This window comes from Sorangium sp. So ce1014 (genome assembly GCF_051521505.1).
Lineage (GTDB): Bacteria > Myxococcota_A > Polyangia > Polyangiales > Polyangiaceae > Sorangium.
On record NZ_CP150356.1, the window covers coordinates 2,309,039 to 2,329,856 of the forward strand.

19 protein-coding genes are annotated in these 20,818 nt (G+C 71.8%); 12 read left to right on the forward strand and 7 right to left on the reverse strand.

Annotated elements, in window-relative coordinates; all coding sequences use genetic code 11:
* Positions 1–4 precede the first annotated feature (4 nt).
* Together WME75_RS08835 and WME75_RS08840 are read right to left on the reverse strand one after the other, a co-directional pair.
* On the reverse strand, positions 5–940 hold the full coding sequence (locus WME75_RS08835; protein WP_437488478.1) for a Ppx/GppA phosphatase family protein: 936 nt from the start codon (positions 938–940) through the stop codon (positions 5–7).
* A 10-nt stretch (positions 941–950) separates the two neighbouring features.
* Positions 951–1,775, reverse strand: coding sequence for an OmpA family protein (locus WME75_RS08840; protein ID WP_437488481.1), 825 nt, complete (start codon positions 1,773–1,775; stop codon positions 951–953).
* A gap of 477 nt (positions 1,776–2,252) precedes the next feature.
* On the opposite strand from WME75_RS08840, the gene WME75_RS08845 reads away from it, so the two are divergent.
* The gene (locus tag WME75_RS08845; RefSeq protein WP_437488484.1) at positions 2,253–2,633 is read left to right on the forward strand and encodes a histone H1; all 381 of its coding nucleotides are present in this window, start codon (positions 2,253–2,255) and stop codon (positions 2,631–2,633) included.
* 378 nt (positions 2,634–3,011) lie between these two features.
* On the opposite strand, the gene WME75_RS08850 is transcribed toward WME75_RS08845, so the two are convergent.
* The gene (locus WME75_RS08850; protein ID WP_437488487.1) at positions 3,012–4,622 is read right to left on the reverse strand and encodes a hypothetical protein; all 1,611 of its coding nucleotides are present in this window, start codon (positions 4,620–4,622) and stop codon (positions 3,012–3,014) included.
* A gap of 28 nt (positions 4,623–4,650) precedes the next feature.
* Positions 4,651–5,301 (reverse strand): AgmX/PglI C-terminal domain-containing protein, encoded by a 651-nt coding sequence (locus tag WME75_RS08855; protein ID WP_437488490.1) that lies wholly within the window; start codon positions 5,299–5,301, stop codon positions 4,651–4,653.
* A gap of 122 nt (positions 5,302–5,423) precedes the next feature.
* Here WME75_RS08855 and WME75_RS08860 point away from each other — a divergent pair, with 122 nt between their 5' ends.
* Complete coding sequence (locus WME75_RS08860) at positions 5,424–5,900, forward strand: hypothetical protein (protein ID WP_437488493.1); 477 nt, start codon at positions 5,424–5,426, stop codon at positions 5,898–5,900.
* Positions 5,901–5,961: 61 nt separating this feature from the next.
* On the opposite strand, the gene WME75_RS08865 is transcribed toward WME75_RS08860, so the two are convergent.
* A complete protein-coding gene (locus WME75_RS08865; RefSeq protein WP_437488495.1) occupies positions 5,962–6,627 on the reverse strand; it encodes an HNH endonuclease in 666 nt (221 codons plus the stop codon).
* 315 nt (positions 6,628–6,942) lie between these two features.
* Here WME75_RS08865 and WME75_RS08870 point away from each other — a divergent pair, with 315 nt between their 5' ends.
* The 3 genes from WME75_RS08870 (at position 6,943) to coaD (ending at position 9,810) form a co-directional block, all read left to right on the forward strand.
* Positions 6,943–7,839, forward strand: a complete 897-nt coding sequence (locus WME75_RS08870) for a 3'-5' exonuclease (RefSeq protein ID WP_437488498.1) — start codon at positions 6,943–6,945, stop codon at positions 7,837–7,839.
* 70 nt (positions 7,840–7,909) lie between these two features.
* The gene (locus WME75_RS08875) at positions 7,910–9,307 is read left to right on the forward strand and encodes a tetratricopeptide repeat protein (protein ID WP_437488501.1); all 1,398 of its coding nucleotides are present in this window, start codon (positions 7,910–7,912) and stop codon (positions 9,305–9,307) included.
* A gap of 5 nt (positions 9,308–9,312) precedes the next feature.
* Entirely contained in the window at positions 9,313–9,810 is a 498-nt protein-coding gene (coaD, locus tag WME75_RS08880) for a pantetheine-phosphate adenylyltransferase (protein WP_437488504.1), read from the forward strand.
* Positions 9,811–9,822: 12 nt separating this feature from the next.
* On the opposite strand, the gene WME75_RS08885 is transcribed toward coaD, so the two are convergent.
* Positions 9,823–10,857 (reverse strand): site-2 protease family protein, encoded by a 1,035-nt coding sequence (locus WME75_RS08885; protein WP_437488506.1) that lies wholly within the window; start codon positions 10,855–10,857, stop codon positions 9,823–9,825.
* Positions 10,858–11,271: 414 nt separating this feature from the next.
* Here WME75_RS08885 and WME75_RS08890 point away from each other — a divergent pair, with 414 nt between their 5' ends.
* From WME75_RS08890 to WME75_RS08915, 6 genes are all read left to right on the forward strand, one after another.
* A complete protein-coding gene (locus WME75_RS08890) occupies positions 11,272–12,231 on the forward strand; it encodes a serine/threonine-protein kinase (RefSeq protein WP_437488509.1) in 960 nt (319 codons plus the stop codon).
* A gap of 406 nt (positions 12,232–12,637) precedes the next feature.
* Entirely contained in the window at positions 12,638–13,888 is a 1,251-nt protein-coding gene (gene pcnB / locus WME75_RS08895; protein ID WP_437488511.1) for a polynucleotide adenylyltransferase PcnB, read from the forward strand.
* A gap of 113 nt (positions 13,889–14,001) precedes the next feature.
* On the forward strand, positions 14,002–15,651 hold the full coding sequence (locus tag WME75_RS08900) for a transglutaminase-like domain-containing protein (protein ID WP_437488514.1): 1,650 nt from the start codon (positions 14,002–14,004) through the stop codon (positions 15,649–15,651).
* A complete protein-coding gene (locus tag WME75_RS08905; RefSeq protein WP_437488517.1) occupies positions 15,648–16,094 on the forward strand; it encodes an NUDIX hydrolase in 447 nt (148 codons plus the stop codon). Before WME75_RS08900 ends, WME75_RS08905 begins: the two co-directional genes overlap by 4 nt.
* Before the next feature lie 174 nt (positions 16,095–16,268).
* The gene (locus WME75_RS08910; protein ID WP_437488519.1) at positions 16,269–16,574 is read left to right on the forward strand and encodes a hypothetical protein; all 306 of its coding nucleotides are present in this window, start codon (positions 16,269–16,271) and stop codon (positions 16,572–16,574) included.
* 145 nt (positions 16,575–16,719) lie between these two features.
* On the forward strand, positions 16,720–17,517 hold the full coding sequence (locus WME75_RS08915) for a TetR/AcrR family transcriptional regulator (RefSeq protein ID WP_437488522.1): 798 nt from the start codon (positions 16,720–16,722) through the stop codon (positions 17,515–17,517).
* Between the two features lie 11 nt (positions 17,518–17,528).
* Here the strand turns inward: WME75_RS08915 and WME75_RS08920 are convergent, their stop codons facing one another.
* Entirely contained in the window at positions 17,529–19,532 is a 2,004-nt protein-coding gene (locus tag WME75_RS08920) for a C1 family peptidase (protein WP_437488524.1), read from the reverse strand.
* Between the two features lie 137 nt (positions 19,533–19,669).
* Here WME75_RS08920 and WME75_RS08925 point away from each other — a divergent pair, with 137 nt between their 5' ends.
* Positions 19,670–20,779: a geranylgeranyl pyrophosphate synthase gene (locus WME75_RS08925; protein WP_437488526.1), complete on the forward strand. Its 1,110-nt coding sequence runs from the start codon at positions 19,670–19,672 to the stop codon at positions 20,777–20,779.
* The last annotated feature ends 39 nt before the right edge of the window (positions 20,780–20,818 follow it).

Consider the following 20,818-nt stretch of genomic DNA (forward strand, 5'->3'; position numbering starts at 1 on the left):
GGACTCAGGCGGTGCAGAGCCGCTCGGCCAATCCCCAGCGGACGCCGCGATCCGAGGCGATGAGCTCGACGGGCGCTCCGGCGAGCCGCGAGGCCCACGCGAGGATCTCCTCGATGAGCACGCTGCCCGCCACGATGACGTCGGCGCGCGCCGGATCCAGGGCGGGCAGCTGCCTGCGCTCGGCGAGCGGCAGCGAGGCGAGGCGGGACGTGATGGCCACGACCTCCGCCCCGGATACCCGCGCGCCGTGCACGCGAGCGCCGTCGTAGGGGACGACGTCGCGCACGAGCGCAGCGAGGGTCGTCACCGTCCCCGCCACGCCGACCAGGGTGGGCGCGGCGAGCAGGGTCACGGCGGGGACCGTCGCCAGGGCGGCCCGGGCGTCCGCGCGGACGGCCTCGAGTTCCTCGCCGGCCGGCGGATCCGCCCGGATGTGACGCTCGGTCAGCCGGACGCTCCCGATGTCGAGGCTCACCGCCCCCTCCACCGCCCCGCCGGCGCTGCCGACGATGATCTCGGTGCTGCCGCCGCCCACGTCGAACACGATCCTGGGACCCTGGGCCGGCAGGTCGAGCCCCGTCAGCGCGCCGGCGTACGTGAGCTCCGCCTCCTCCGGCCCGGAGATGACGCGCGGCGCGACGCCGATGAGCCCGCGGGCGCGGGCGATGAACTCCTCCCCGCCGGCGGCGTCGCGCATCGCGCTGGTCCCGACGGCGTCCACGCGCTCGACCCCCAGCGACCTCAGCTCCTCGCCGTACCGGGCGAGGCAAGCGAGCGTCCGCTCCACGGCCTCGGGCGCGAGCGCGCGCGCCGCGTCGACCCCCTGGCCGAGCCGGGTGATTGTCGCGCGCTCGACGAGCGCGACGAGCTCACCCCCGCGGCGCTCGGCGATGAGCAGGAGGACCGAGTTGGTCCCGATGTCGATGGCCGCGACGCTCATCCGCGAGGCCTCACTGGGTGAGCGTCTTCAGGTCGAGCATCTCCTCGACGTTCGGCAGCACCACGAGCTCGCAGCGCCGGTTGGCCTGCTTGTTCTCCGGGGTGTCGTTGGCCTTCACCGGGTCGGTGTCGCCGTAGCCCGAGGCGCTCCACCGCTCGGGCTTGAGCCCGCCGCCGCCCTTGTCCTGGGGCTGGAGCAGGAACGCCAGCACCTCGCGGGCGCGCATGACGCTGAGCCCCCAGTTGTCCTTGAAGCGGCCGCCGGCGAGCGGCGCGTTGTCCGTGTGCCCGGCGACCTGGAACGAGCGCGTCGACAGCCCGGCGTCGTTGCGGATGACCTCGGCCACCTTGAGCAGGATGTCGTGGCCCTCCTTCTTCAGCGTCTCCCGGCCCGAGTCGAAGAGGACGTCGCCGGGCAGCTGGATGACCATCCGGTTGTTGCGGACGGTCACGTTGAGCCCGAGCTTCGTGAGGGCCTGGAGCTTGTCCCGCAGGACCTCGAAGCGCTTCTTGATGTCCTCGAGCTGCTGGGCGCGGCGGCGGAAGTCCTCGAGCGCCCGGGCCTGCTGCTCGAGGTTCGCGTTCAGGTTGGAGATGTCGACGCCCGCGGCCTTGAGCTGGGACTTGAGCTGCTCGATCCGGGCCGCCGCCTCGTCGATCTCGCTCTTGGCTTTCTTGTTCTGCGCCTGCTCGGCGCTCAGCTGGGTCTTCAGGCCCTCGATCTCACGGACCTTCGCCTGCATCTCCTCCTCCGAGTAGCCGCATCCGAGCGCCCCCGAGCCGGCGAGGAGCGTTGCGCCCAGGAGCACCCACGACGTCGAGCGACGAACCAACATACCTTTCCTCCTAGAGCCGCGCGGCGCTCGGCCATGAGGGGCGCCGCGCAGGCGGCGCGACGGTAGCGAGGCGAATGGCGCCGCACAAGGCTCTCTAGAGCCTGCGCAACGCTGGTGCTCCGTGCGACCATGAGCGCTCCGGCGCCGCTCGCCGCGCCGTGCGGGCGCGCGATCGCCGGGAAGGAGCGCGGAGGGACAAGACAGACGTTTTATAGATTGTCAACGAAAATCTGTTGTCCAGTGCGGTCTGGTTGTTTTCACCACGGCCTGATCCGGCGTTTACCCTCGCAACGCTTGCGGACCAGTTTGCCTGGAACACACGGGATACATCGGTTTAGGCCCTGCAAGATTTTCCTTGACCATCACCATGCGTGGCAATATACGTCGTGCAACATCTGTTGCCTCGGTGAGTAAATTGTAGCGGCGACGACGTTGGGCGATGTCCGCCGTGCCGGGGCGAATGCAGGAGGATTTCCAATGGCTGCTAAGAAGACCGCGAAGAAGCCTGCGAAGAAGGTGACGAAGTCGGCCAAGAAGCCGGCCGCCGCGAAGGCCGGGAAGGTCGCGAAGAAGCCGGCGCGGAAGGCAGCGAAGAAGGCCGCCCCGAAGCGCGCCGCCGCCAAGAAGACCCCGAAGCGCGCGGCTGCCAAGAAGCCCGCCGCGAAGAAGGCCGCTCCGAAGCGCAAGGCGAAGGCCGCCGGCAAGCGCGCGGCTGCTCCGAAGAAGGCGGCCGCGCCCCGAGGCGGACGCGCCGCTGCCAAGCGAGCGCCGGCCAAGGGCGCGAGCACCCGTGGCACGCGCAAGAGCACGCCGGCGCCGGCTCCCGCGAGCGCCGGGCCGTCCGACGAGTCGGAATAAGGCGCAGAAGGCGCGCCTCGCGTTTCTCAACAGCTCGAGGCGCCGCGCGCGGGCCCACCGGCCGCGACGAGACAATCCGTCTTATAAAATGTTCGGGGGGTGAGGACGCCGTGGATCCGGCGTCCGAGCCAGGCTGTCGGGCGCGTGGTGGGGACGATGTCCTCGCGATGCACCGCCGCCCGTGATCGCGGCGACCGGCATCGGCGCGGCGAGCGCAGCTCGCTGCCCACCGCTCGGCGCGGAGCTGGACCGGCGTGCAACGCGCGCGTGGTCCCGCCCGGCGCGGATCGCGGCGAGGCCTTCATGTGCCGCGGGCGGCGGTCGAGCTCCCGGTGATCGAGCGGCGGCGCGGCGCCGCCAGATGCGCTCGGCGCGCGCTCAGGTGCGCTCGCCGAGGTAGAGCCGGAGCGCGCGCGTGGCGCCCTTGCGATCGAACGGGACGCCGGCGAGATCCTCGCGCTTCGAGATCTGCTCGAAGAGCTTCATCAGGAACTCGAAGAACGCCTCGCACTCGCGGATGGCGGCGTCGAGCCGCTGGGGATCGAGCAGGTCGCTCTCCTCGAGCGCCGTCATCGCCGAGATGAACGCGTCGACGCGGGGATAGTCGCCCACCCTGAGCAGCGGGTAGCCCATCGCCCGGAAGTACGAGAGAAACTCGCGGACGAACGCGAAGCTCGCGATGCCCGTCCATCGATCGGGCGCCGGGCCGGTGGTGCGCGCCTTGCTCGCGAACGCGCGCGCGATCTGGGCGAACATCCACACGTCGCGCCGGAGGCGATCGCTCGTCGACCGCCGCGCCGCCTGATCGTCGAAGACGCGGCCCTCCTCGAGCTTCGCGCCGAGCGACCTGCCGATGAACAGGATCGCGTTCTGCAGCGCGGGGCGGAGGCCGTGCGCGACGGCGCGGAGGCGAACGCGGTACTCGGACTCGCTCACCAGCGCGTCGGCGGGCGGCAGGTCGTGCTCGAAGGCGCGGCGCATCTCGAGCCGCAGGTTCGCGGCGAGCCCGGTCAGGGCGGCCTTCGTGGAGAGCAGGCGGTGGCCCTCGGCGGCCAGCTCGTCGTGGCGCGCGACGATGTCGCTCGCGGGCACGCGCAGGAGATCGCGCTCGTAGCTGTCCGCGAGCAGCGCGCCCGCGCGGCGCCGGAGGTAGTTCGAGAGCGCGCGGGCGTCGCTGCGCAAGACCGCGAGCACGAGGTACCCGCGACCGGCGACGCGGTGATCCGAGTGATCGAGCGCGATGGCGTCGAGCAGCCGGAGGTACCGGAGCATCCTGAACAGCGCGAGAAACGTGAGCGCCACGAGGCGGTGGGCCTGCTCGCCGGGCACGCGATGGATCAGCTCGAGCACCTGCGTCGACGCGATGCGATCGAACTCCGGGCGAAACTCGAGCGCGTGGAGCGGGTTGAAGAACGTGCTCTGGGCGATCTCGCGCATCGCGGTCGCGAGGTGGGCGTAGAAGAGCCTGAAGCTGACCCGCGGCAGCCGGAGCAGCCCGCCCGCGACCTCGATGAGGTTCGTGAACCCGTGCCGCAGCACGAAGAGGCTGGACTCGGGCGACTCCTGCGCCATCGTCGCGTGCAGGAGCCGCGTGCGCGCGGTGTCCTCCGGCATCACCGTCTCCAGGTAGCGCTGGAAGACGAAGGCGCGGTCGCGATCGCCGAGCATGGCGCGCGTCAGCTGGACCACGCGCGCCATGCCGTCGCGCGCGTGCTGGAGGTGCTCGTGGAAGTCGTGGCTGACGATCGTCTGGCGCTGCCCGGCGCCGGGGTGGTTCCGCGGGTTCGCGAAGCAGGCGACGCCCTTCAGGAGGATCTCGAGCTCGAAGAGCGTCTCGTCCTTCTTGTCGGCCGCGAGGCGCGCGAACCACGCCTCGCGGGCTTGCTGCTGCTCCCGCCGCAGGCCGCGCGTGTCGCGGAGCAGCTCGGCGTAGGCGTTGCGGCCGGGGTAGCCCGAGCCGCGCAGGATCCCCGAAGCGTCGCTCGACACAGACGTGCTCCTCGGCGGCGGCGCGCTGCTAGTAGTTGCGTCGCTTGAAATCGAAAGGGTAGGTCAGCACGGTCTCCTTGCCGCTCGGCGAGCGCGCCCAGGTGGTCGACTTCGCGAGCTCCGCCATGCAGGACTCGACCTGCGGCGCGGTCACGTCGCTCTTGTCGCGCACGATGGTCGCCTCCTCGAAGGTGCCGTCGGGCTTCAGCTTGAGCTGCCACGTGATCCTGCCCTGCGCGCCCGGGTGCTTGCGGGCATAGAGATCGAAGCAGCAGCGGAAGCCGTCGCGCCTCGCCTTGATCGCGTCCACGAGCGGCTGCAGGCGATCGCTCGAGCCCGCGTCGGCGGAGGTCATCGCGTTGTTCATCACGACGCCGCCCTCCGGCGGCTCGTTCGTGATCTCGGAGGCGATCACCTTGCAGTCCTCGACCGTCTCTGGCGCCTTCTTGCGAGCCGCTGGCTTGTCCGGCTGCGCCGGCGCGGCAGCGCCCGGGTCGGTGGCGCCCGGGGCAGCGGCGCCCGGGGCAGCGGCGCCCGGGTCTGCGGCGGTGGCCGGCTGCGATGCCGGCGTAGGCGATGCGCCGAGCGATGCGCTGTCCGGCGGCGAGGGCGGCGCGGTGCCGCTCGAGCAGGCGCCGGACAGCGACAGCGTCGCGGCGAGGAGGACTCCGGTGAACACGGCGCTGGCAGTGGCGCAGGGACGCATGGCGCGCATACTAAACGGTTCGGAGGAGCGGAGGCGAGGCGCCTTGTGTTTTTCTCCCCCGCGCGCCGGCAATCCGAGGTCTCCTCACGGCCGCCTTGAAGATTCCGCTGTCATTCATCGCCGGCGCCGCCATCGCCGCCGCTGCACCGGCAGGCTGCGATCCCATCGCCGAGCCGCAGCTGTGCGGGGAGATCCCCCAGGGAGGGTGCCCGATCGGCCGAGGGGGGAGCTGCGACGACGCGGCTTGCCGCGCCCTCCACGATTGCCTCGATGGCGCCTGGACGGAGGTCGCCCGCTGCGATCGACCGGGCGTTCCTGCGCTGGGCGCGGGCGGCGGAGGCGCGGGCGGCGGAACGGACGGCGCGTGCGAGAGCGTGACGCTCGACCGCACCGGCGAGGCGCGGGGCTGCAAGCCCGCGCTGCAGCAGCCGGATTGCCCGGTGGAAGCCGCCGAGACATGCGCGGATGCCGCGTGCTGGACCGGCTGCATCGATTTCTTCCTCTGCACCGAAGACGGGTGGAGAGGGGTCGCCACCTGCGATGAGCAGGGGCGACTCACCGTGATCCCGTGACGGATCGCCTCGTCGGCGCCAGCCTCCGTCGGCCGTCGCGGCGAGGCCCGCGCGGGGGCGGTCAGCCGGCCTTGAGGAAGGGGTTCCACTCGTCAAACGAGTGCGGCAAGCCGAGCAGGATCTGCATGGTCGCCGACCACCGCGGCGGCAGCGGCTGACGGATGAGCCGCATGCTGGCCTCGTCGGGCGTGCGCCAGCCCTTGCGGAGGTTGCACGTGCGGCAGGCGGTCACGAGGTTCTCCCAGGAATCCCCACCGCCGCGCGACCGAGGGAGCACGTGGTCGATGTTGAGATCACGGACGGGCGGGCGGCGCGCGCAGTACTGGCACTGGTGCGCGTCGCGCAGCATCACGTTCTTTCGCGTGAGCCGGATCGTCGGGCGCCGCATGCGCTCGTAGCGGCGGAGGTGCAGGACGCGCGGCACGCGGAGCGAGCCGCCGACCACAGGGAGGCCGTCGTCCTTGTCCCGCACCGGCAAGCTTCGCCAGGCCGAGAAATCGTGGAGCTCGCCGAGCTCATCGATGGCGAGAGCGGCGCCGCCGAAGAGCAGCAGGAAAGCACGACGCGCCGTCGTGATCTGCACAGGCTGGAAGAAGCGGTTCACCACAAGGACGGGAAGATCGAGCGGCTCGGTCCTGCGCTCGCGGTGAAACCCTGAAGACCCGTCGCCGAGATCGAGCTCCTCGTGAGGAGAGCCCCCCGGGACTGTAGCTACCCCGTCCGGCACGCTGGGGAGTGTAGCAACGAAAGCTCCCTTGAACATCCGGTGCTGCACCGCGGAAATTCTGCTGGAACTCCGCCGCCACGCGACGCGCCTCGGGCCTCGCCCCGAACACTGCGCCCGCTCCGTCGACGCTCGGGCGCCGCCTCCATGCTCCGGCGGCCCGCGCGGGGCCAGGAGCCCGGCGCCCGTGCCTCGCGGGCCGGGGGGCGTCTCGCGCCGCGGACCGCTTTCGGTCGGGCGCCGGTTTCGCTAAGACGCGTCCATGTCGAGGGACGGTCGTCTCCGGGGTCGAGCCGCCGAGGTGGGGAAGCAGGTCGGATGACGGAGCAGCGCGAAGGTGCGGGGCCGGAGCGGGCGACCGGCGCAGAGCCGCCCGCTGGCTCGCCCTGGGACGATCCGATCGAGCGCGCGCCGCTCGTGTTCCTCGATCTCGAGATGACGGGCCTCCGCCCCCAGAGCGACCGCGTGATCGAGGTCTGCGCCGAGCGGATGCGGGGGGACACGTGCGAGGACGCGATCACGTCGCTCGTGCGGCCCGAGCCGGGCGTGTTCGGCAACGCGCACGTGCACGGCATCGATCCGCAGCACCTCGCGGGCGCGCCCACGTTCGCCGAGCTCTGCGATCGTATCGATCAGGTGACAGAGGGCGCGGTGCTCGTCGCCCACGCGGCCGCGTGGGACGTCGCGTTCCTGGAGGCGGAGCTCGCACGGGCGGGGAAGGCGAAGCGCGTCCCGCACTACCTCGACACGCTCGTCCTCTCCCGCCGGGCCTTCGCCCTGCCGAGCCACAGCCTCGCCTCCCTTTGCCGGGAGCTCGGCGTGCACCGCGAGCGCGCCCACCGCGCCGAGGACGACGTGCACGCCCTGCGCGCCGTGTTCCGCAAGGTCGTGGAGGTCCTCGCCCCGCGCACGCCGCGCGACCTGTGGCACGTCCGGATCGGCGAGCGCCACGCTCGCCCGGAGCTGGTCGCAGCGGCGGTGCACGCGGCCGAGCATGCCGCCACCGTGCGGGTGCGATACCGGCCGGCGCGCCGTGGGCAGGAGGAGCTCGTGGTACGGATAACGGGGGTGCGAACGGACCTCGACCCACCCCGGGTTCTCGGCTATCTGCTCCCGTCGCGCAGCCGCCGGGAGCTACGGGCCGATCGCATCCTGGCGATCGAGCCGATTTCGCCGGGAGAAATCGGTCCGGACGGCACGCCGCAAAGGGCCTGAGATCCACGTGCGAATCCAATCGAATCGAAACGCGCCGACGAGGAGCTCCCTCGCTGTTCGCCTCGGCGGCTTGCTGACCGCGACCCTCCTCGCGTCGTGCTCGACGATGATCGGCCCGGAGTCCGCCCGCCCGCCGGCGGCGGAGAAGTGGCTCGCCCGCGCTCGACAGGAGTTTCAGTCCGCCGACGTCGACAACGCGCGTGATGCGGTCGCGAAGGCGCTGACGATCGCCCCGGCCGACACCGAGACACGCCTGCTCGCGGGGCGCATCGCGCTGGCCCGGCTCGACTACGCCGAAGCGCTGCGCCTCCTCAAGGGCGTCGCCGGCTCCGAGGCCGCCGGGCTCCGCGGGCGCGCGCTCTGGTACAAGGGTGACCTCGACGCCGCCGCCGACGAGCTCGAGGCGATGCTCGACGATCCGGAGGTGGTCGATGACTGGGCGAAGTCGATCGCGAAGCTGGCGCGGCGCGGGGCGGGGCGCGTGCCGTTCACCCTCTCGGGCGGGCTCCTGGCGGCGATCGAGATGCCCCACGTCAACCCCGCGGCCCCGTTCTTCGTCGTCCCGGTCGAGATCGACGGCGAGTCGGCGCTCGCGATGATCTCGACCGGCACCGGCGAGGTGGTCCTCGACAGCAGCACGCGCAAGGAGCCGAGCTGGGTCTCCCTCCGCTTCGACAGGAAGATCGAGGTCAACGACGTCCCGGCGCTCACGCAGGACCTCTCGGGCATCTCGAAGCAGATCGGCGCGCCGATCAAGGCGCTGCTCGGGGTGAACCTGATCCGGCACCTCAACGCGACCATCGACTACGGCGGCCGGCAGTTCGTCGTGCGCAGCTTCTCCCCGCCGGCGCCGCCCGACGCGACGCGCGTCGACGTGGCCTTCATCAAGGGCGGCGGCATGGTGCTGCGCAGCAGCCTCGGGCCCGACAAGACGGTGCAGGGGCCGATGCTCATCGACACGTCGATGACGTTCCCGGTCGCGCTCGACAAGGAGGGCTGGAAGAAGGCCGGCTTCGAGGCCGACGGGCTGAAGCGGGTCGAGCAGGATCCGGAGCAGAAGCTGAAGCAGGGCGTCGTGCCGATGCTGCGGCTCGGCGCGCTGGAGATCCCCAAGGTCCCGGGCGTGTACGGGGCGCCGCTCCAGGCGGTCGAGAAGCAGCTCCAGCTCGATCTGGACGGCGTGATCGGCGCGGGGCTGCTCGCCTATTTCCGCGTCACCTTCGGCGACGGGGGTCGGCTCATGTGGATCGAGGACGACACCGCCATGAACAAGGTGCTCCAGGGCAGCGAGCCGGCGCCCTCGAACGAGGGGCAGGCCCCTGCCGCCCCTGCAGATGGGGCCGGCCCCGCTGGCGCGATCGGCTCGCCTGCGCCCCAGGCGCCGCCGTCCCCCGCGCCGGCCTCGCCCGCGGCCGCGCCGAAGTCGCCCCCGCCTGCGGCTGCTCCCAAGCGGACGCCGGACCAGTGAGCGCCATGCCCAAGGAACTGCTGGCGGTTTATGCGGGGAGCTTCGATCCGATCACGTTCGGTCACCTCGACCTGATCGAGCGAGCGTCGAAGCTGTTCGATCAGGTGATCGTCGCGGTCGGCCGGCATCCGACGAAGCACCCGCTCTTCACCTACTCGGAGCGGCTGGAGCTGCTGCGCCAGACCACGAGCGAGGTGACGAACGCGCGGATCGACTCGTTCGAGGGGCTGCTCATCCAGTACTGCCAGCGGGTCGGCGCGCGGGTGATCGTCCGCGGCCTGCGCGCGGCGACCGACTTCGAGTACGAGCTGCAGATCGCCCACGCGAACGCGGACATGCTCCCCGGCGTCGACACCGTGTTCCTGCCGACGCGCACCCACTACGGCTTCGTCTCGGCGTCGCTCGTGCGCGAGATCGCGAGCCACGGGGGCGACGTCAGCCACTACGCGCCCGCCGTCGTCTGCGACGCGCTGCGGGCGAAGTTCGGCGCCGCGAAGCCCTGAGCGCCGGCGCGCTCAGTAGGTCCCGAACGGGGTCGGCATCAGCAGCAGAACGAAGAGGAGCAGCGTCACCACCGCGATCGCCTTGCGCGCCGGCGACAGCTCGCCAGGCTCCGTGGGAGGGTGCTCCCGCCCGCCCATCCGCAGCATCAGGTAGACCACGCCGAACCACGTGAGCCACGGCATCCCGTTGGCGACCCCGGCGCGGAGCGCGTCGGAGAGCCCGTCGGCGATGAAGTGCCGCGTGAAGTAGACGACGTTGCCGACGAAGAGCGCGAGCATCAGGAAATGCGCGGCGCGGCTGTAGCGGTCCTGCTGTTTGCCGAACAGCGCGTAGGCGACGTGCCCGCCGTCGAGCTGGCCGACCGGGAAGAGGTTGAACGCCGTGATGAGCAGCCCGGCCCACCCGGCCATCGCCGCGGGGCCGAGGAAGACGTCGTGGCTCTCCGGGATCGGGCCGACAGCGAGCCGCCTCAGCAAAAGGTAGAGCAGGCTCCGCCCCTCCTGCAGCGCGGGTCCCGACGTGGCGTGCACCTCCGACTGCATCAGACCCACGACGAGGACCGGGAGCGCCACCACCAGGCCGGCCAGCGGTCCGGAGGCGCCGATGTCGAGCAGCGCGTTCCGCGATTTGATCCTGCCCTTCATCGAGATCACCGCGCCCATCGTGCCGAGCGGGCTGACGATCGGCAGCGGGATGAAGTAGGGGAGCGACGCCTCGACCCCGTGCGCGCGCGCCGCGAAGTAGTGCCCGAACTCGTGCGCCAGGAGGATCGACAGGAAAGGCACCGCGAACGGCCACGTCTGCGGCAGCGCCTTCACGAGGGCGAGCACGCTGTCGTCCTCCGGACTGATCGGAGCCCAGAGGGTGCCGGCGACGAACACCGAGACGACCGTCAGGCAAAAGAGCGCGAGGTTCTTCTTCCAGCGAAGCGGAGGCGGACGCGAGGTGGATGCAGCGCTCGGTCCTGGGGAGCTCGCCGTCGCAGGAGCCTGCTCGGCCTCCACATCGAGCGGGCTCGGGGAGGAGAATCGACGATCGTCGGTCATGCGCCGCTAAGCGTGGCCGTCTCCTCGTCGCCGCTCAAGCGATCCGCGCGCTCCTGCGTCCGGACAGGCAGCTCGCCGCGTGCCGCGTTGCCTGAGCGCACGCCGCGCGCCGCCTCGTTCGCGCGCGACCCGTCCCCCGCGGCGCTCGATGGCGGTCCCAGCAGGCTCGGCCAGGCTCGTGCGCGGCACGGATGACTTTGCGCGTCATCCCCCTGCGTCCTCGTCGTCCGGCGGAGCCAGCCCGGTCGGCGGGAGCGAGCGCGCCGGCCCAAGCTCCTCGCAAGCGGTCGCGCGCGGCCGCCGGTCGGTGCGGGCGCGAACCTCCTGCTGCGTCGGGCCGGACCGCGCTCTCTTCTGCGCTGCCTCTGCGCGCCTTTGCCCTTCGGCGGGCGCGACTGCGCTACGCTCGATCCCATGCCTCCTGCTCGCGTCGCCGCCGAAGCGCTCGTGGGCGGGCTCCTCTGCAACACGTACCGCGTCGTGCAGCTGCTCGGCAGCGGCGGGGTCGGGCACGTCTACCTCGCCGATCGCGTCGGCAGGCCCCAGGAGGCCGCGCCGTCGCGCGTCGCGGTCAAGGTCCTCCGGGCGGAGCTCCGCGACGATCCGCTGGTCGTCGCGCGGTTCGAGCGAGAGGCCGGCGCCGCGTCGCGCGTCCGCCACCCCAACGTCCTCGGCGTCGAGGCGCTCGCGCGCGCCGGCGATACGCCGTGCTTCGCGATGGAGCTGCTCGTCGGCCTCGATCTCGCCGACACGCTGAGCTTCACGCGCTGGCTCGTCCCCGCGCGCGCGGTTCGGATCGCCGCCGACCTCGCCGCGGGCCTCGAGGCCGCGCACCGCGCCGGCGTGATCCACCGCGACGTGAAGCCGGAGAACGTGTTCCTCGTGCACGTTGCCGACGGGCGCGAGCTCGTCAAGCTGCTCGACTTCGGGTTCTCGTTCATCGAGGGCCAGGGCGAAGGCGCGCGGCTCCCCCGGGTCGTCGGGACGCCGGAGTACATGGCGCCCGAGCAGGCGCAGGGCGCTCCGGCGGCGCCCGCCGCCGACGTCTACTCCCTGGGCATCGTGCTCTACGAGATGCTCGCGGGCCGTGTGCCGTTCCAGGGCCCGTACCCGGCGATCGCGGAGAAGCACGGGCGCGAGCCTCCGCCGCCGCTGCACCGGCTGCACCCAGGGCTCCTCATCTCGCGCGAGCTCGACGCCGTTGTGCGCAAGGCGCTCGTGAAGGATCCGCGCGGCCGGTTTCCCTCGATGGCGGAGCTGCGGCAGGCGCTGCTCGCGACGCCGGAGGCCAGCGCCGGGGCGCCGCTCGCCGCCCAGCCGGACGCAGCCCCGCCGCCGGTCCCCGGGATCGGGCACTGGGGTACCAAGCCGTGAAGCCCGCTCGCTCCGGAGACTTCCGTCGGTCCCCCTGCGCCTCCGGCTTTGCTCTCACGGCGAAGCCCTGCTAGACGGCCGTTAGCATCTCTTGTTCCGGGCGACAGCCGGATCCGCTCGTCAGGCCGATGCAGGCAGAGGCGAGCGAGCCGGCACGGTTCGGAGGTCCGCGGGCGCGGGCCTCATCTGCGCGGGTCGGCTCTCCAGGGAGTCCTGGAATCCCACCATCGCGCGCCAGTCGCCCTCCACTCCCTCCAGGCGCTGCCTGGTGCTTTCTCGGTTGCTCACTATGGGTCGCGCGACCCCATCTCCCGATAACGGAACAGCGGCGATTCAAGAGGCCGAACTCCCGATGTATGAGAGCCGCAGCGCCCCCGGGCTACGCGCGGGGCCCGAAGGCGAGCCTATGCCGACGGACACAGGCGTCCTCGACGCCGATCCGTTCCGCGTCGAGTTCGTCGACGAAGACATCCCCACCCCGCGTCGCTACCAGGTCATTTTCGACGAGGCGCGGATCGATCCAGACGTCCAGAAAGTCGTGCGTCGTCTCGTCCGCCATGGCTATCAGGCCTACTTGGTAGGCGGCTGTGTGCGAGATCTGCTGCTCGATCGCCGCCCGAAGGACTTCGACGTCGCCACAAGCGCCCGGCCGGAGGAGGTCCGCGAGCTGTTCCGCAACTCGCGCATCATCGGCCGGCGGTTTCGCCTTGTGCACGTCCTCTTTCAGGGCGGGAAGGTCATCGAGGTGGCGACCTTCCGCCGCAACCCGAAGGAGGACTCCGAGGACGGGAGCGAGCTGCTCATCCGGAGCGACAACGCGTTCGGCGTCGCGCACGAGGACGCCGTCCGCCGCGACTTCCGGATCAACGCGCTCTTCTACGACGTGGAGGCGCGGCAGATCCTCGACTGGGTCGGCGGCATGGATGACGTGCGCCGCCAGGTGGTCCACACGATCGGCGACCCGGAGACGCGCTTCCGCGAGGATCCGATCCGCATCCTGCGCGCCCTCAAGTTCGCCGGCCGGCTGGGCTTCGCGATCACCCCGGACGTCTACGATGCGGTCGTCTACTGCCGCGACGCGCTCGCGCTCGCGGCGCGCCCGCGCCTCTCGGAGGAGATCCTGCGCCTGCTGCGCGGCGGCCAGGCGCGCCGCACCATCTACCTCGCGTGGGAGACGGGGGTGCTCGACGTCCTTTTGCCGGAGGTCTCGGCGTTGCTCTACGACGATCGCGGCGACGACGGCCCAGGCCAGCGCGTCTGGCGCGTGCTCGACTACGTCGACCGGCGCACCGCCGCGGACCGGCCGCTCGACGATACGGTGCTCTGGACGCTCCTGCTCCTCGAGCCGATGAAGGAAGCCTGCGACGGGGTCCGCGACCGCGCCGCGGCGGTCGCCGACTTCCTCGAGCCGCTCATCGACCGGCTGGCCATCTCCCGCCGCTACGCCGACGGCATGCGCCGCATCGTCGCCGTCCTGCCGAGGCTGGCCGGCGGCCGCGCCGGCCGCTTCGCGCGGACGGACATCTTTCAGCCCGCCCTCGACGTGCTGGCCGCCGAGCTGACCGCGCGCGGGGAATCCACCGAGGCGATCGACCGGCTCCGCTCCGCCCCGCAGCCGCGGCGCCACCACGCCGATGCCGCGCAGCACCGGCGCTGATCGGCGTCTGACCGTGGCCGGCGCTGGCCGACGGTGAAAGCCGGTGACGAGGGCGCGGACGGACCGGTCGGCGTGGAACATCGCCGGGGTTTCTGGTTTCATAACAGCCCCTGATGTCCTCTCCGGCCGCGCGCCTGCGCCCTGCTCGTCCGCCCGCCGTCTCCGCGTCCCGGCGCCGGCTCGGCGGCTGGGCGCGCAGCCTGCTCGTGCTCGCGCTCGCCTGCGCCGTGTCGCCGCTCGCGGACGCGCAGGTGTCGCTCCTGCACGAGTTCATCGCGCCGGACCCGGCGGAGGACGTCTCGCTCGCCACGACGACGCTCGACGGAGGGCTCCCGGCGGCGATCCAGACGCCGAGCGGCCTGGCCACGGCGCCCGATCCGCAGCGCCCGCCGTCGAACCAGCAGCAGGTCTACAGCAACGTCGGGTCCGACGCCGGTCCCGAGGCGTCCTACGAGCCGGATCGAGACACCCGCCGGCCGAACGTCGAGCGCTACGACGATCCGTTCTCCCCGGCGACCGCGCCGTTCAAGCGGCTGCAAGCCTACGACGCGGTGAGGGCGGACTACTCGCTCGTCGTCCGCGATCGAGGCCTGAAGACCCTCAAGGCCGACGGCTCGGTCGCGGCGGGTGACGAGGCATTTTACGGGGACATTTCGGTCGATCTCGTGCCGAACGAGCCGGTCCGGATCCCGACGGTCGGGCCGGACACGCGGCTCGTGCGCATGCACGTGAACCCCGACACGCCGGTGGTCGTGCTGCGCGACGGCGCCGACAACTGGTTCGTGCGCGGCACGAAGAGCGCGCGCGTCCGGCTGGTCGTGCAGCTCGCGATCGCGCGCGCGACCTTCGGCAGCGATTTCGCCGACGTCGACTGGGGCAAGCTCGCGCCGTACCGCACGCCGCAGGAGGCGTCGCACGAGGCGGCGTTCCGGCAGGTCGCCCAGGCGATCGGCATCTCGCCCACGATGCGGCCGCGCGACGTCGTGCAGAAGATGGTCGAGTACTTCCGGTCGTTCACCCCGTCGGACGACCCGCCCAAGGGGAACGGCGACATCTACCTCGACCTCGCGCTGTCGCGAAAAGGCGTGTGCCGCCACCGCGCCTTCGCGTTCCTCGTCACGGCCCTGCACATCGGGATCCCCGCGCGGATGGTCGTCAACGAGGCGCACGCCTGGGTCGAGGTCTTCGACGGCTCGCTCTGGCACCGCATCGATCTCGGGGGCGCCGCCCTCAACATGGACCAAGAGGTCGATCCGAGCCGCCCGCCCTACGTGCCGCCGCCGGACCCCTACAGCTGGCCGGAGCAGCGCGACTCGGGCCAGGATCTCGCCGAGCGGACGCGCGCCGAGCAGATGCAGCAGGGGCCGCCCGGCCCGGGCGCTGCCGGTAGCAGCACCGCCGCGCCGCCGCCTCCACCGCCGGCGCCCACGGCCACGAGCGACGCGACCGGGCGCGCGGAGCGCACCGACGTGGTCGTGACCGCGCTGGACAAGGACATCCGCCGCGGCTTTCCCCTCCACCTGCAGGGGCAGGTCAGCAGCGACGGGGCGCCGTGCGGGCACGTCCGCGTCGACGTGATCCTGACGGGGAACGCAGCGCCGCACGGCGTGGCGATCGGCTCGCTGTCGACCGATGAGCGCGGCCGCTACGACGGGGCCGTGATCATCCCCGGCGACTTTGCGCTCGGCGACTACGAGCTCGCGGTCGCGACGCCGGGCGACGTCCGCTGCAAGGCCGGCCGCACCGAGACGGCCGCCCCGTGAGGGATGCGCCGGCGCGCGCCCCGGAGCCCCCGCGCGTGGCGGTCGGCGCCGTCGTGTTCGAGCGCCGCCCGGACGCGTCCGGTGCGCCCCGCGTGCTCCTCGTCCGTCGCGCTCACCCCCCGCTCGATGGCGCATGGTCGCTCCCCGGCGGTCGCGTGGAGCCAGGAGAGCGGCTCGCAGACGCCGTCGCCCGCGAGATCCGCGAGGAGACGGGCCTCGAGATCCGCGTCGGCCCGCTCGTGGAGGTCGTGGAGGTCGTGGAGATTCCGTATCACTACGTGATCCTCGATTACCTGTGCGAGTCGACCGGAGGTGTCCTCGCTCCAGGCGACGACGCCTCCGAGGTGGCCCTCGTGCCAGTCCCCGAGCTGCCGGCCTATGGTCTCGCCGACGACGCGCTCCGCGTGATCCATCGGGCCCTGGCGATGGCGACCGCGGGCTGAGAGCTCGCGATGCGGGGAGAGCCCGACGGGCCGCAGCCCGCGGAGGCGGGATGTCGCCCGAGGCGCGACTCTCCACGTTGAGAGTCCAAGGTCGTGTGGTGACAGCGCTATTTTGCCGCCCTGCTGCCCACGACATGCGCCGGCGACAGCGCTAGGTTTCACGTGGGTGTCGGGATGAGCGCTGGTTCAGCGATCGTGAAGGGTATGGTGGTTGTCGCGGCGGCGACCCTGCTCTTTTCTCCTCTCTGCTTCGCGCGGCCCGAGGCCGACGGCGCTGGCCTCTTCGCGCTGCCCGCGCCGCGCGCATTGCGCGCCGCCGCGCCGCCCGCCGCGCGGGGCGCGCCCGGCAGCTCAGGCGAGTTCGCGGCGCGGATCGCGCGAACGCTCTCAAGGACCGTCGAGCGGGTGGCGCGCTCGGGTATCGCCCCGATGTTCCTCGGCCTGCACGGGCTCGGTGTGACCGTATCCGGTGAAATGTGATGAGCGCGGCTACCCTGCCATGAGCAATGGCTGAATGAGCGCGCGTCGGACGCTCGTGGCGCTTCCGTCAACTCGAATTCGCGCGGGTGTCGACCACGGCGTCTGCATTGCGGCGCTTCTGGAGACAGCGTAAACCGGTAAGCCTATGAGCTCGACGCGAAGAGCGAGGAAGGAGGAACAGAAGGAGGAGCGACGGCGGCTCATCATCGACGCAGCCTGGCAGCTGTTCCAGGAGACCCCGTTTATCGAGGTCACCATGGCTCAGGTCGCCGAGCGCACCAGGCTCGCAAAGGGCACCCTCTACCTCTATTTCACCACCAAAGAGGAGCTCTTCCTCGCGGTCGTGGATCAAGAGCTCGCGAAGTGGTTCCATGAGGTGGAGTTCCGCCTGACGCATTTCGGCGCGTCCCAGGGCGAGGCGACCGCGGCGCGCCCCCGACCCTCGCGAGCGCGCCGCGGCGCGCCCGCGGCGTCCGCCCCGGATGCCGCGGCCGGCATCGCCTCGATCCTGTCGACGACCCTCGTGGCGCGCGACGCGATGACGCGCTTGCTCTCCATCCTCCACAGCGTCCTCGAGCAGAACGTCAGCTACGAGGCCGCCCTCCGCTTCAAGCTTTCGCTCCTCGCTCACGTCGAGCGCACCGGGGCGCTGATCGAGCGGTGCCTGCCGTCGCTCACGCCCGGGCAGGGCGGCCCGATCCTCGTCCGCATGTATGCGCTGCTCATCGGCATGCGCCAGGTCTGCGACCCCAGCGACGTGATCCGCGATATCCGCAGCCGGCCTGAGATGGGCCTTTTCCGGATCAACTTTGGCGAGGAGATCCGGGCCTCGTTTGCCATCCTCCTGAGCGGAGCGATCGCGCCGCCGCTCGGGTCCGAGCGGCTCGTCGCCCCGGTCCTCCGCGGGATGACCTCAGTGGAGCGGCGCCGCCCGGAGGGGTGAGGAGCGCGCGCTCACCACGGATCCCGCGCCGACATCGGCGGCAGGTGATCGGCGAACGGCTGGTTGAGGATGCGGGCGATGACGGACTTCCACGTGGTCGCGTCGTTCTCGAAGTCCTCGTGCCGTCGCGCCTCCGAGCCGTGCGGAGGGGGCCTCGTGTTGGGCCCCTTGATCCACTCCGCCCGCGGAAACACGGTGGGCCGATCCTCCCTGTTCTCCGTGAGGAGCGCGAGGACGTCGGCGTTCTCCGGGTCGAGGAGCCCCGCCTCCATGCCGAGCAGCGAGACGCCGCTCGTGCCGGGCACCCGCGGGCGCCGCTCGAGCGCGTTCGAGACCAGGTAGAGGAGCGACCTGCCGTACACCTCGCAGTGGTCCTGGAGCTCCGCCTCGTCCGTGAGCGTGAACAGGGCGAACCGGCGGACCATGCCGCTCTTGATCGACGGCATGTACGTGTCGCGGAACGCGTCGATGGCGCTCGCCGGAGCGAGCAGGGAGAGCGAATCGATCGGGAGCCCGAGCCCGAGCTGACCCCGCATCGGACCGCCCTCGATCTTCCTGCCCTTCTCCGAGGTGACCAGCTGGACCAGCGGCGCGAGCAGGAACGTGCCGCTGGAGTGGGCGACCAGGTGGAGCTCGATCCTCGGATCCCTGTCCATCAGCGACGCGAGGCGGCCGATCATCTCGCGGAGGCCGCCGTGATCGGCGTCCATCGTCGCGTCGCCCGCGGCGAGCTTCATGCGATCCCACTCGGCCTTGCCGCCCATGCGCCGGACGAGCGGCTCCAGGGCGTCGTCGCGCCGATCGATCATGAACCCGAACGCCCTGGGATCATAGCCGTCGTGGCGGCGGCCCTCCGTGGCGCGGTGGAGGATCTCGAGGAGGCGCGGGTAGTGGTCGGTGTCCCAGAGGAGCTCCAGGGGATAGATCTCGTGGCCGAGCAGCTTCGGCCGGAGGCGCGACATCCGGTTGATGGCGTCGATCTGCCGGCGGAGCCCGCCGCCCGCGACGAGCAGGAGCCGGCGGCGCCTCCAGCCCTCGGTCGCGCTCAGGAAGTCTTCTTCCATGATGATGCGGACGTCCTCCGAGGACGTGCCGTAGGCCCCGCGCTGCTGGAGCTGACCGTGCATGTCGACGCTGATGAGGTGCGGTCGCAGGCTGGCGAACGTGCGGCTCGCGGACGTGAGCGGGCGCAGCGAGCGCGGCTGGCTCAGGCGGATGGGGACGCCGAGCCGCCCGACCCACGCGTCGAAGCCGTACTGGAGCCAGTCGTCGTAACAGAGCCGCCCGAAGCCGCTCTTGCCCCAGCCGGGGCCCCAGGAGTTCTGGAGCCAGAAGCCCTCCGCGTCATACCCCACGATCGTGAAGGCATGGCCGCCCCAGGGCGCGATGAACGGGTTCGTCTTGTCGACCGGCGGGATGATGCCGCTCTTCTGCGTCCCGTAATACCAGCCGTTGAACGGGATGAGCGCCGAGGCCGCGATGATCCCGACCTCCGCGAGGGCGTTGTGCATCGCCGGGAGGTCCTTGTGGTTCACCCTTTGATACAGGCCGAGCGGCCGGAGCATCGCGTCCGCGGCGCGCTCCGGCGTGAGCGTGCCGTGGAGATCGTTCGGGTCCCACGGCCACTGCTCACAAGAGCAAATACCGTGTTTGTGCCAGCCCTTCATGGCGCCCCTCAGGCTGGAGCCCCTCGCGTCGTCCTCGCCCGGGTACTCGTCGTATCGGCGCGCCATCGTGTACACCATGTTCTGGCTCACGAGGCCGTACTCCGGGGAGACCTTGCGCTTGCGCAGCAGGAAGTGGGCCACGGTGGCCACCGTGAAGCCGGTACAGCCGTTGTTCCTGCCCTGGTCGAGCACGGGCACGCCGTAGTCCATGAAGCGCTCCGGTGGCATGACCGGAGGCACCTCGATCATCGTCGGACGATAGAGGGTGTCGCGGAAATCGAGGACGTCAGCGCGGGCGTCGGTCGTGATGTCCCCGTGACGCTCGGCGAAACGCTCGGAGTCGATCATGGTTTCCGATCTCGTGAAGTCGCCGAGTGTCGCACGGGCGGCGCTCCTGGCAAAGTCGGCTGCGCCCGCCCCTGGGACGAGTCTGCTCGTGCTAGCGTCGCCCGAGGCGGCGCCGCCGCGCCCCGGCCAGAGGTGGGATGAGCGAGGACAGCCGCGCAGGGGGAGGAGGCGAGAGCGCGCAGGGCGACGTCGGCGACGTCGCGCCGCGGCTCGAGGCCGAGGTGCTGAGGCGACTCACGTCGTTCCGAGGCCGGCTCGGGGGCGAGCTCGGCGCGCTGTTCGATGCGCTCGCCGCGCGCCTCAGGCTCCTCGAGGGCGAGCCGGGCGAGGGCTACTTCTCCCACCCGACGGCGCTTCCGGTGCTCGAGCTGCCGCTCTGGGTCGCGACGCGGCCCGGCGGGCCGGCGCCCGAGCCGGACGCCGGATCGCGGGCGCTTCCGCCGCTCGCTGTCGATCTCGCCGAGGCGGCGGCGGTCGGATACCTGCACGTCCGCATCGAAGACGACCTGCTGGACGAAGGGGTCGGCGAGCCCGGCGCGGCGGTGCTCCTGTCCGGGGCGTTGTTCGCTCGCCACCAGGCGTTGCTCGCTCGCTCGCTGCCCGGCGGGAGCCCGTTCTGGGGCCTCTTCGAGGAGGTCTGGCTGGGATACGGCGAGGCGATGCTCCTCGAGCGGCGGCTGCACCGGGGCGCAGGTCCGCGCGACGCCGCCACGTTCCGGCGGGTGCTCGCCCGCTCGCGCCCGCTCGTGCTCCCCGCGGCCGCGGCCCTGTTCGCGCTGTCGCAGGCGGAGCACCTCGCGGTCCTCGAGGAGTTCGTCTCGGCGCTCGCCGCAGCGCACCAGCTGTTCGCGGACCTGCTGCACGCCGAGAAGGATCGCGCGCTCGGGAACGCGACGTACGTGCTCGCTCGGCTCGGAGCGCAGGCCGAAGCGAGGGATGGAGGACAGCCTCAGCCGAGCGGCGCCGCCCTCGCCGGAGGCGAGCCGCGTCACGATCCCGCGGGGCGCGGCGCGACGGCCCTGCGCGCGCAGCTGTTCGCGCGTGGCGGCTTCGACGCCATCCTGGAGGAGGCGCGTTGTGAGCTCGCTCGCGCCGAGGTCGCCGCCAGGGCGCTCGGGCTGCCCGACGCCGCGCGCTTTTGCAAGAAGCGCGGGCAGTACATGACCGAGATCCAGCGGCGCGTATTCCTCGCGTTCTTCGGCGCGCTCACCGGCGAGCCCGTCGCGAACGGCGGCGCGCCGCGCTGAACCGGCGCGCGGACGCGGTGCGCCGCGGACGCGAGCACC

Bases quoted from the DNA above. Each gene is read 5' to 3' on its own strand.
- WME75_RS08920 (WP_437488524.1), bottom strand. From the start codon at position 19,532: ATGATCGACTCCGAGCGTTTCGCCGAGCGTCACGGGGACATCACGACC.
- coaD (WP_437488504.1), top strand. From the start codon at position 9,313: ATGCCCAAGGAACTGCTGGCGGTTTATGCGGGGAGCTTCGATCCGATC.
- WME75_RS08845 (WP_437488484.1), top strand. From the start codon at position 2,253: ATGGCTGCTAAGAAGACCGCGAAGAAGCCTGCGAAGAAGGTGACGAAG.
- WME75_RS08840 (WP_437488481.1), bottom strand. From the start codon at position 1,775: ATGTTGGTTCGTCGCTCGACGTCGTGGGTGCTCCTGGGCGCAACGCTC.
- WME75_RS08915 (WP_437488522.1), top strand. From the start codon at position 16,720: ATGAGCTCGACGCGAAGAGCGAGGAAGGAGGAACAGAAGGAGGAGCGA.
- WME75_RS08890 (WP_437488509.1), top strand. From the start codon at position 11,272: ATGCCTCCTGCTCGCGTCGCCGCCGAAGCGCTCGTGGGCGGGCTCCTC.
- pcnB (WP_437488511.1), top strand. From the start codon at position 12,638: ATGCCGACGGACACAGGCGTCCTCGACGCCGATCCGTTCCGCGTCGAG.
- WME75_RS08835 (WP_437488478.1), bottom strand. From the start codon at position 940: ATGAGCGTCGCGGCCATCGACATCGGGACCAACTCGGTCCTCCTGCTC.
- WME75_RS08910 (WP_437488519.1), top strand. From the start codon at position 16,269: ATGAGCGCTGGTTCAGCGATCGTGAAGGGTATGGTGGTTGTCGCGGCG.
- WME75_RS08925 (WP_437488526.1), top strand. From the start codon at position 19,670: ATGAGCGAGGACAGCCGCGCAGGGGGAGGAGGCGAGAGCGCGCAGGGC.
- WME75_RS08885 (WP_437488506.1), bottom strand. From the start codon at position 10,857: ATGACCGACGATCGTCGATTCTCCTCCCCGAGCCCGCTCGATGTGGAG.
- WME75_RS08900 (WP_437488514.1), top strand. From the start codon at position 14,002: ATGTCCTCTCCGGCCGCGCGCCTGCGCCCTGCTCGTCCGCCCGCCGTC.
- WME75_RS08870 (WP_437488498.1), top strand. From the start codon at position 6,943: ATGACGGAGCAGCGCGAAGGTGCGGGGCCGGAGCGGGCGACCGGCGCA.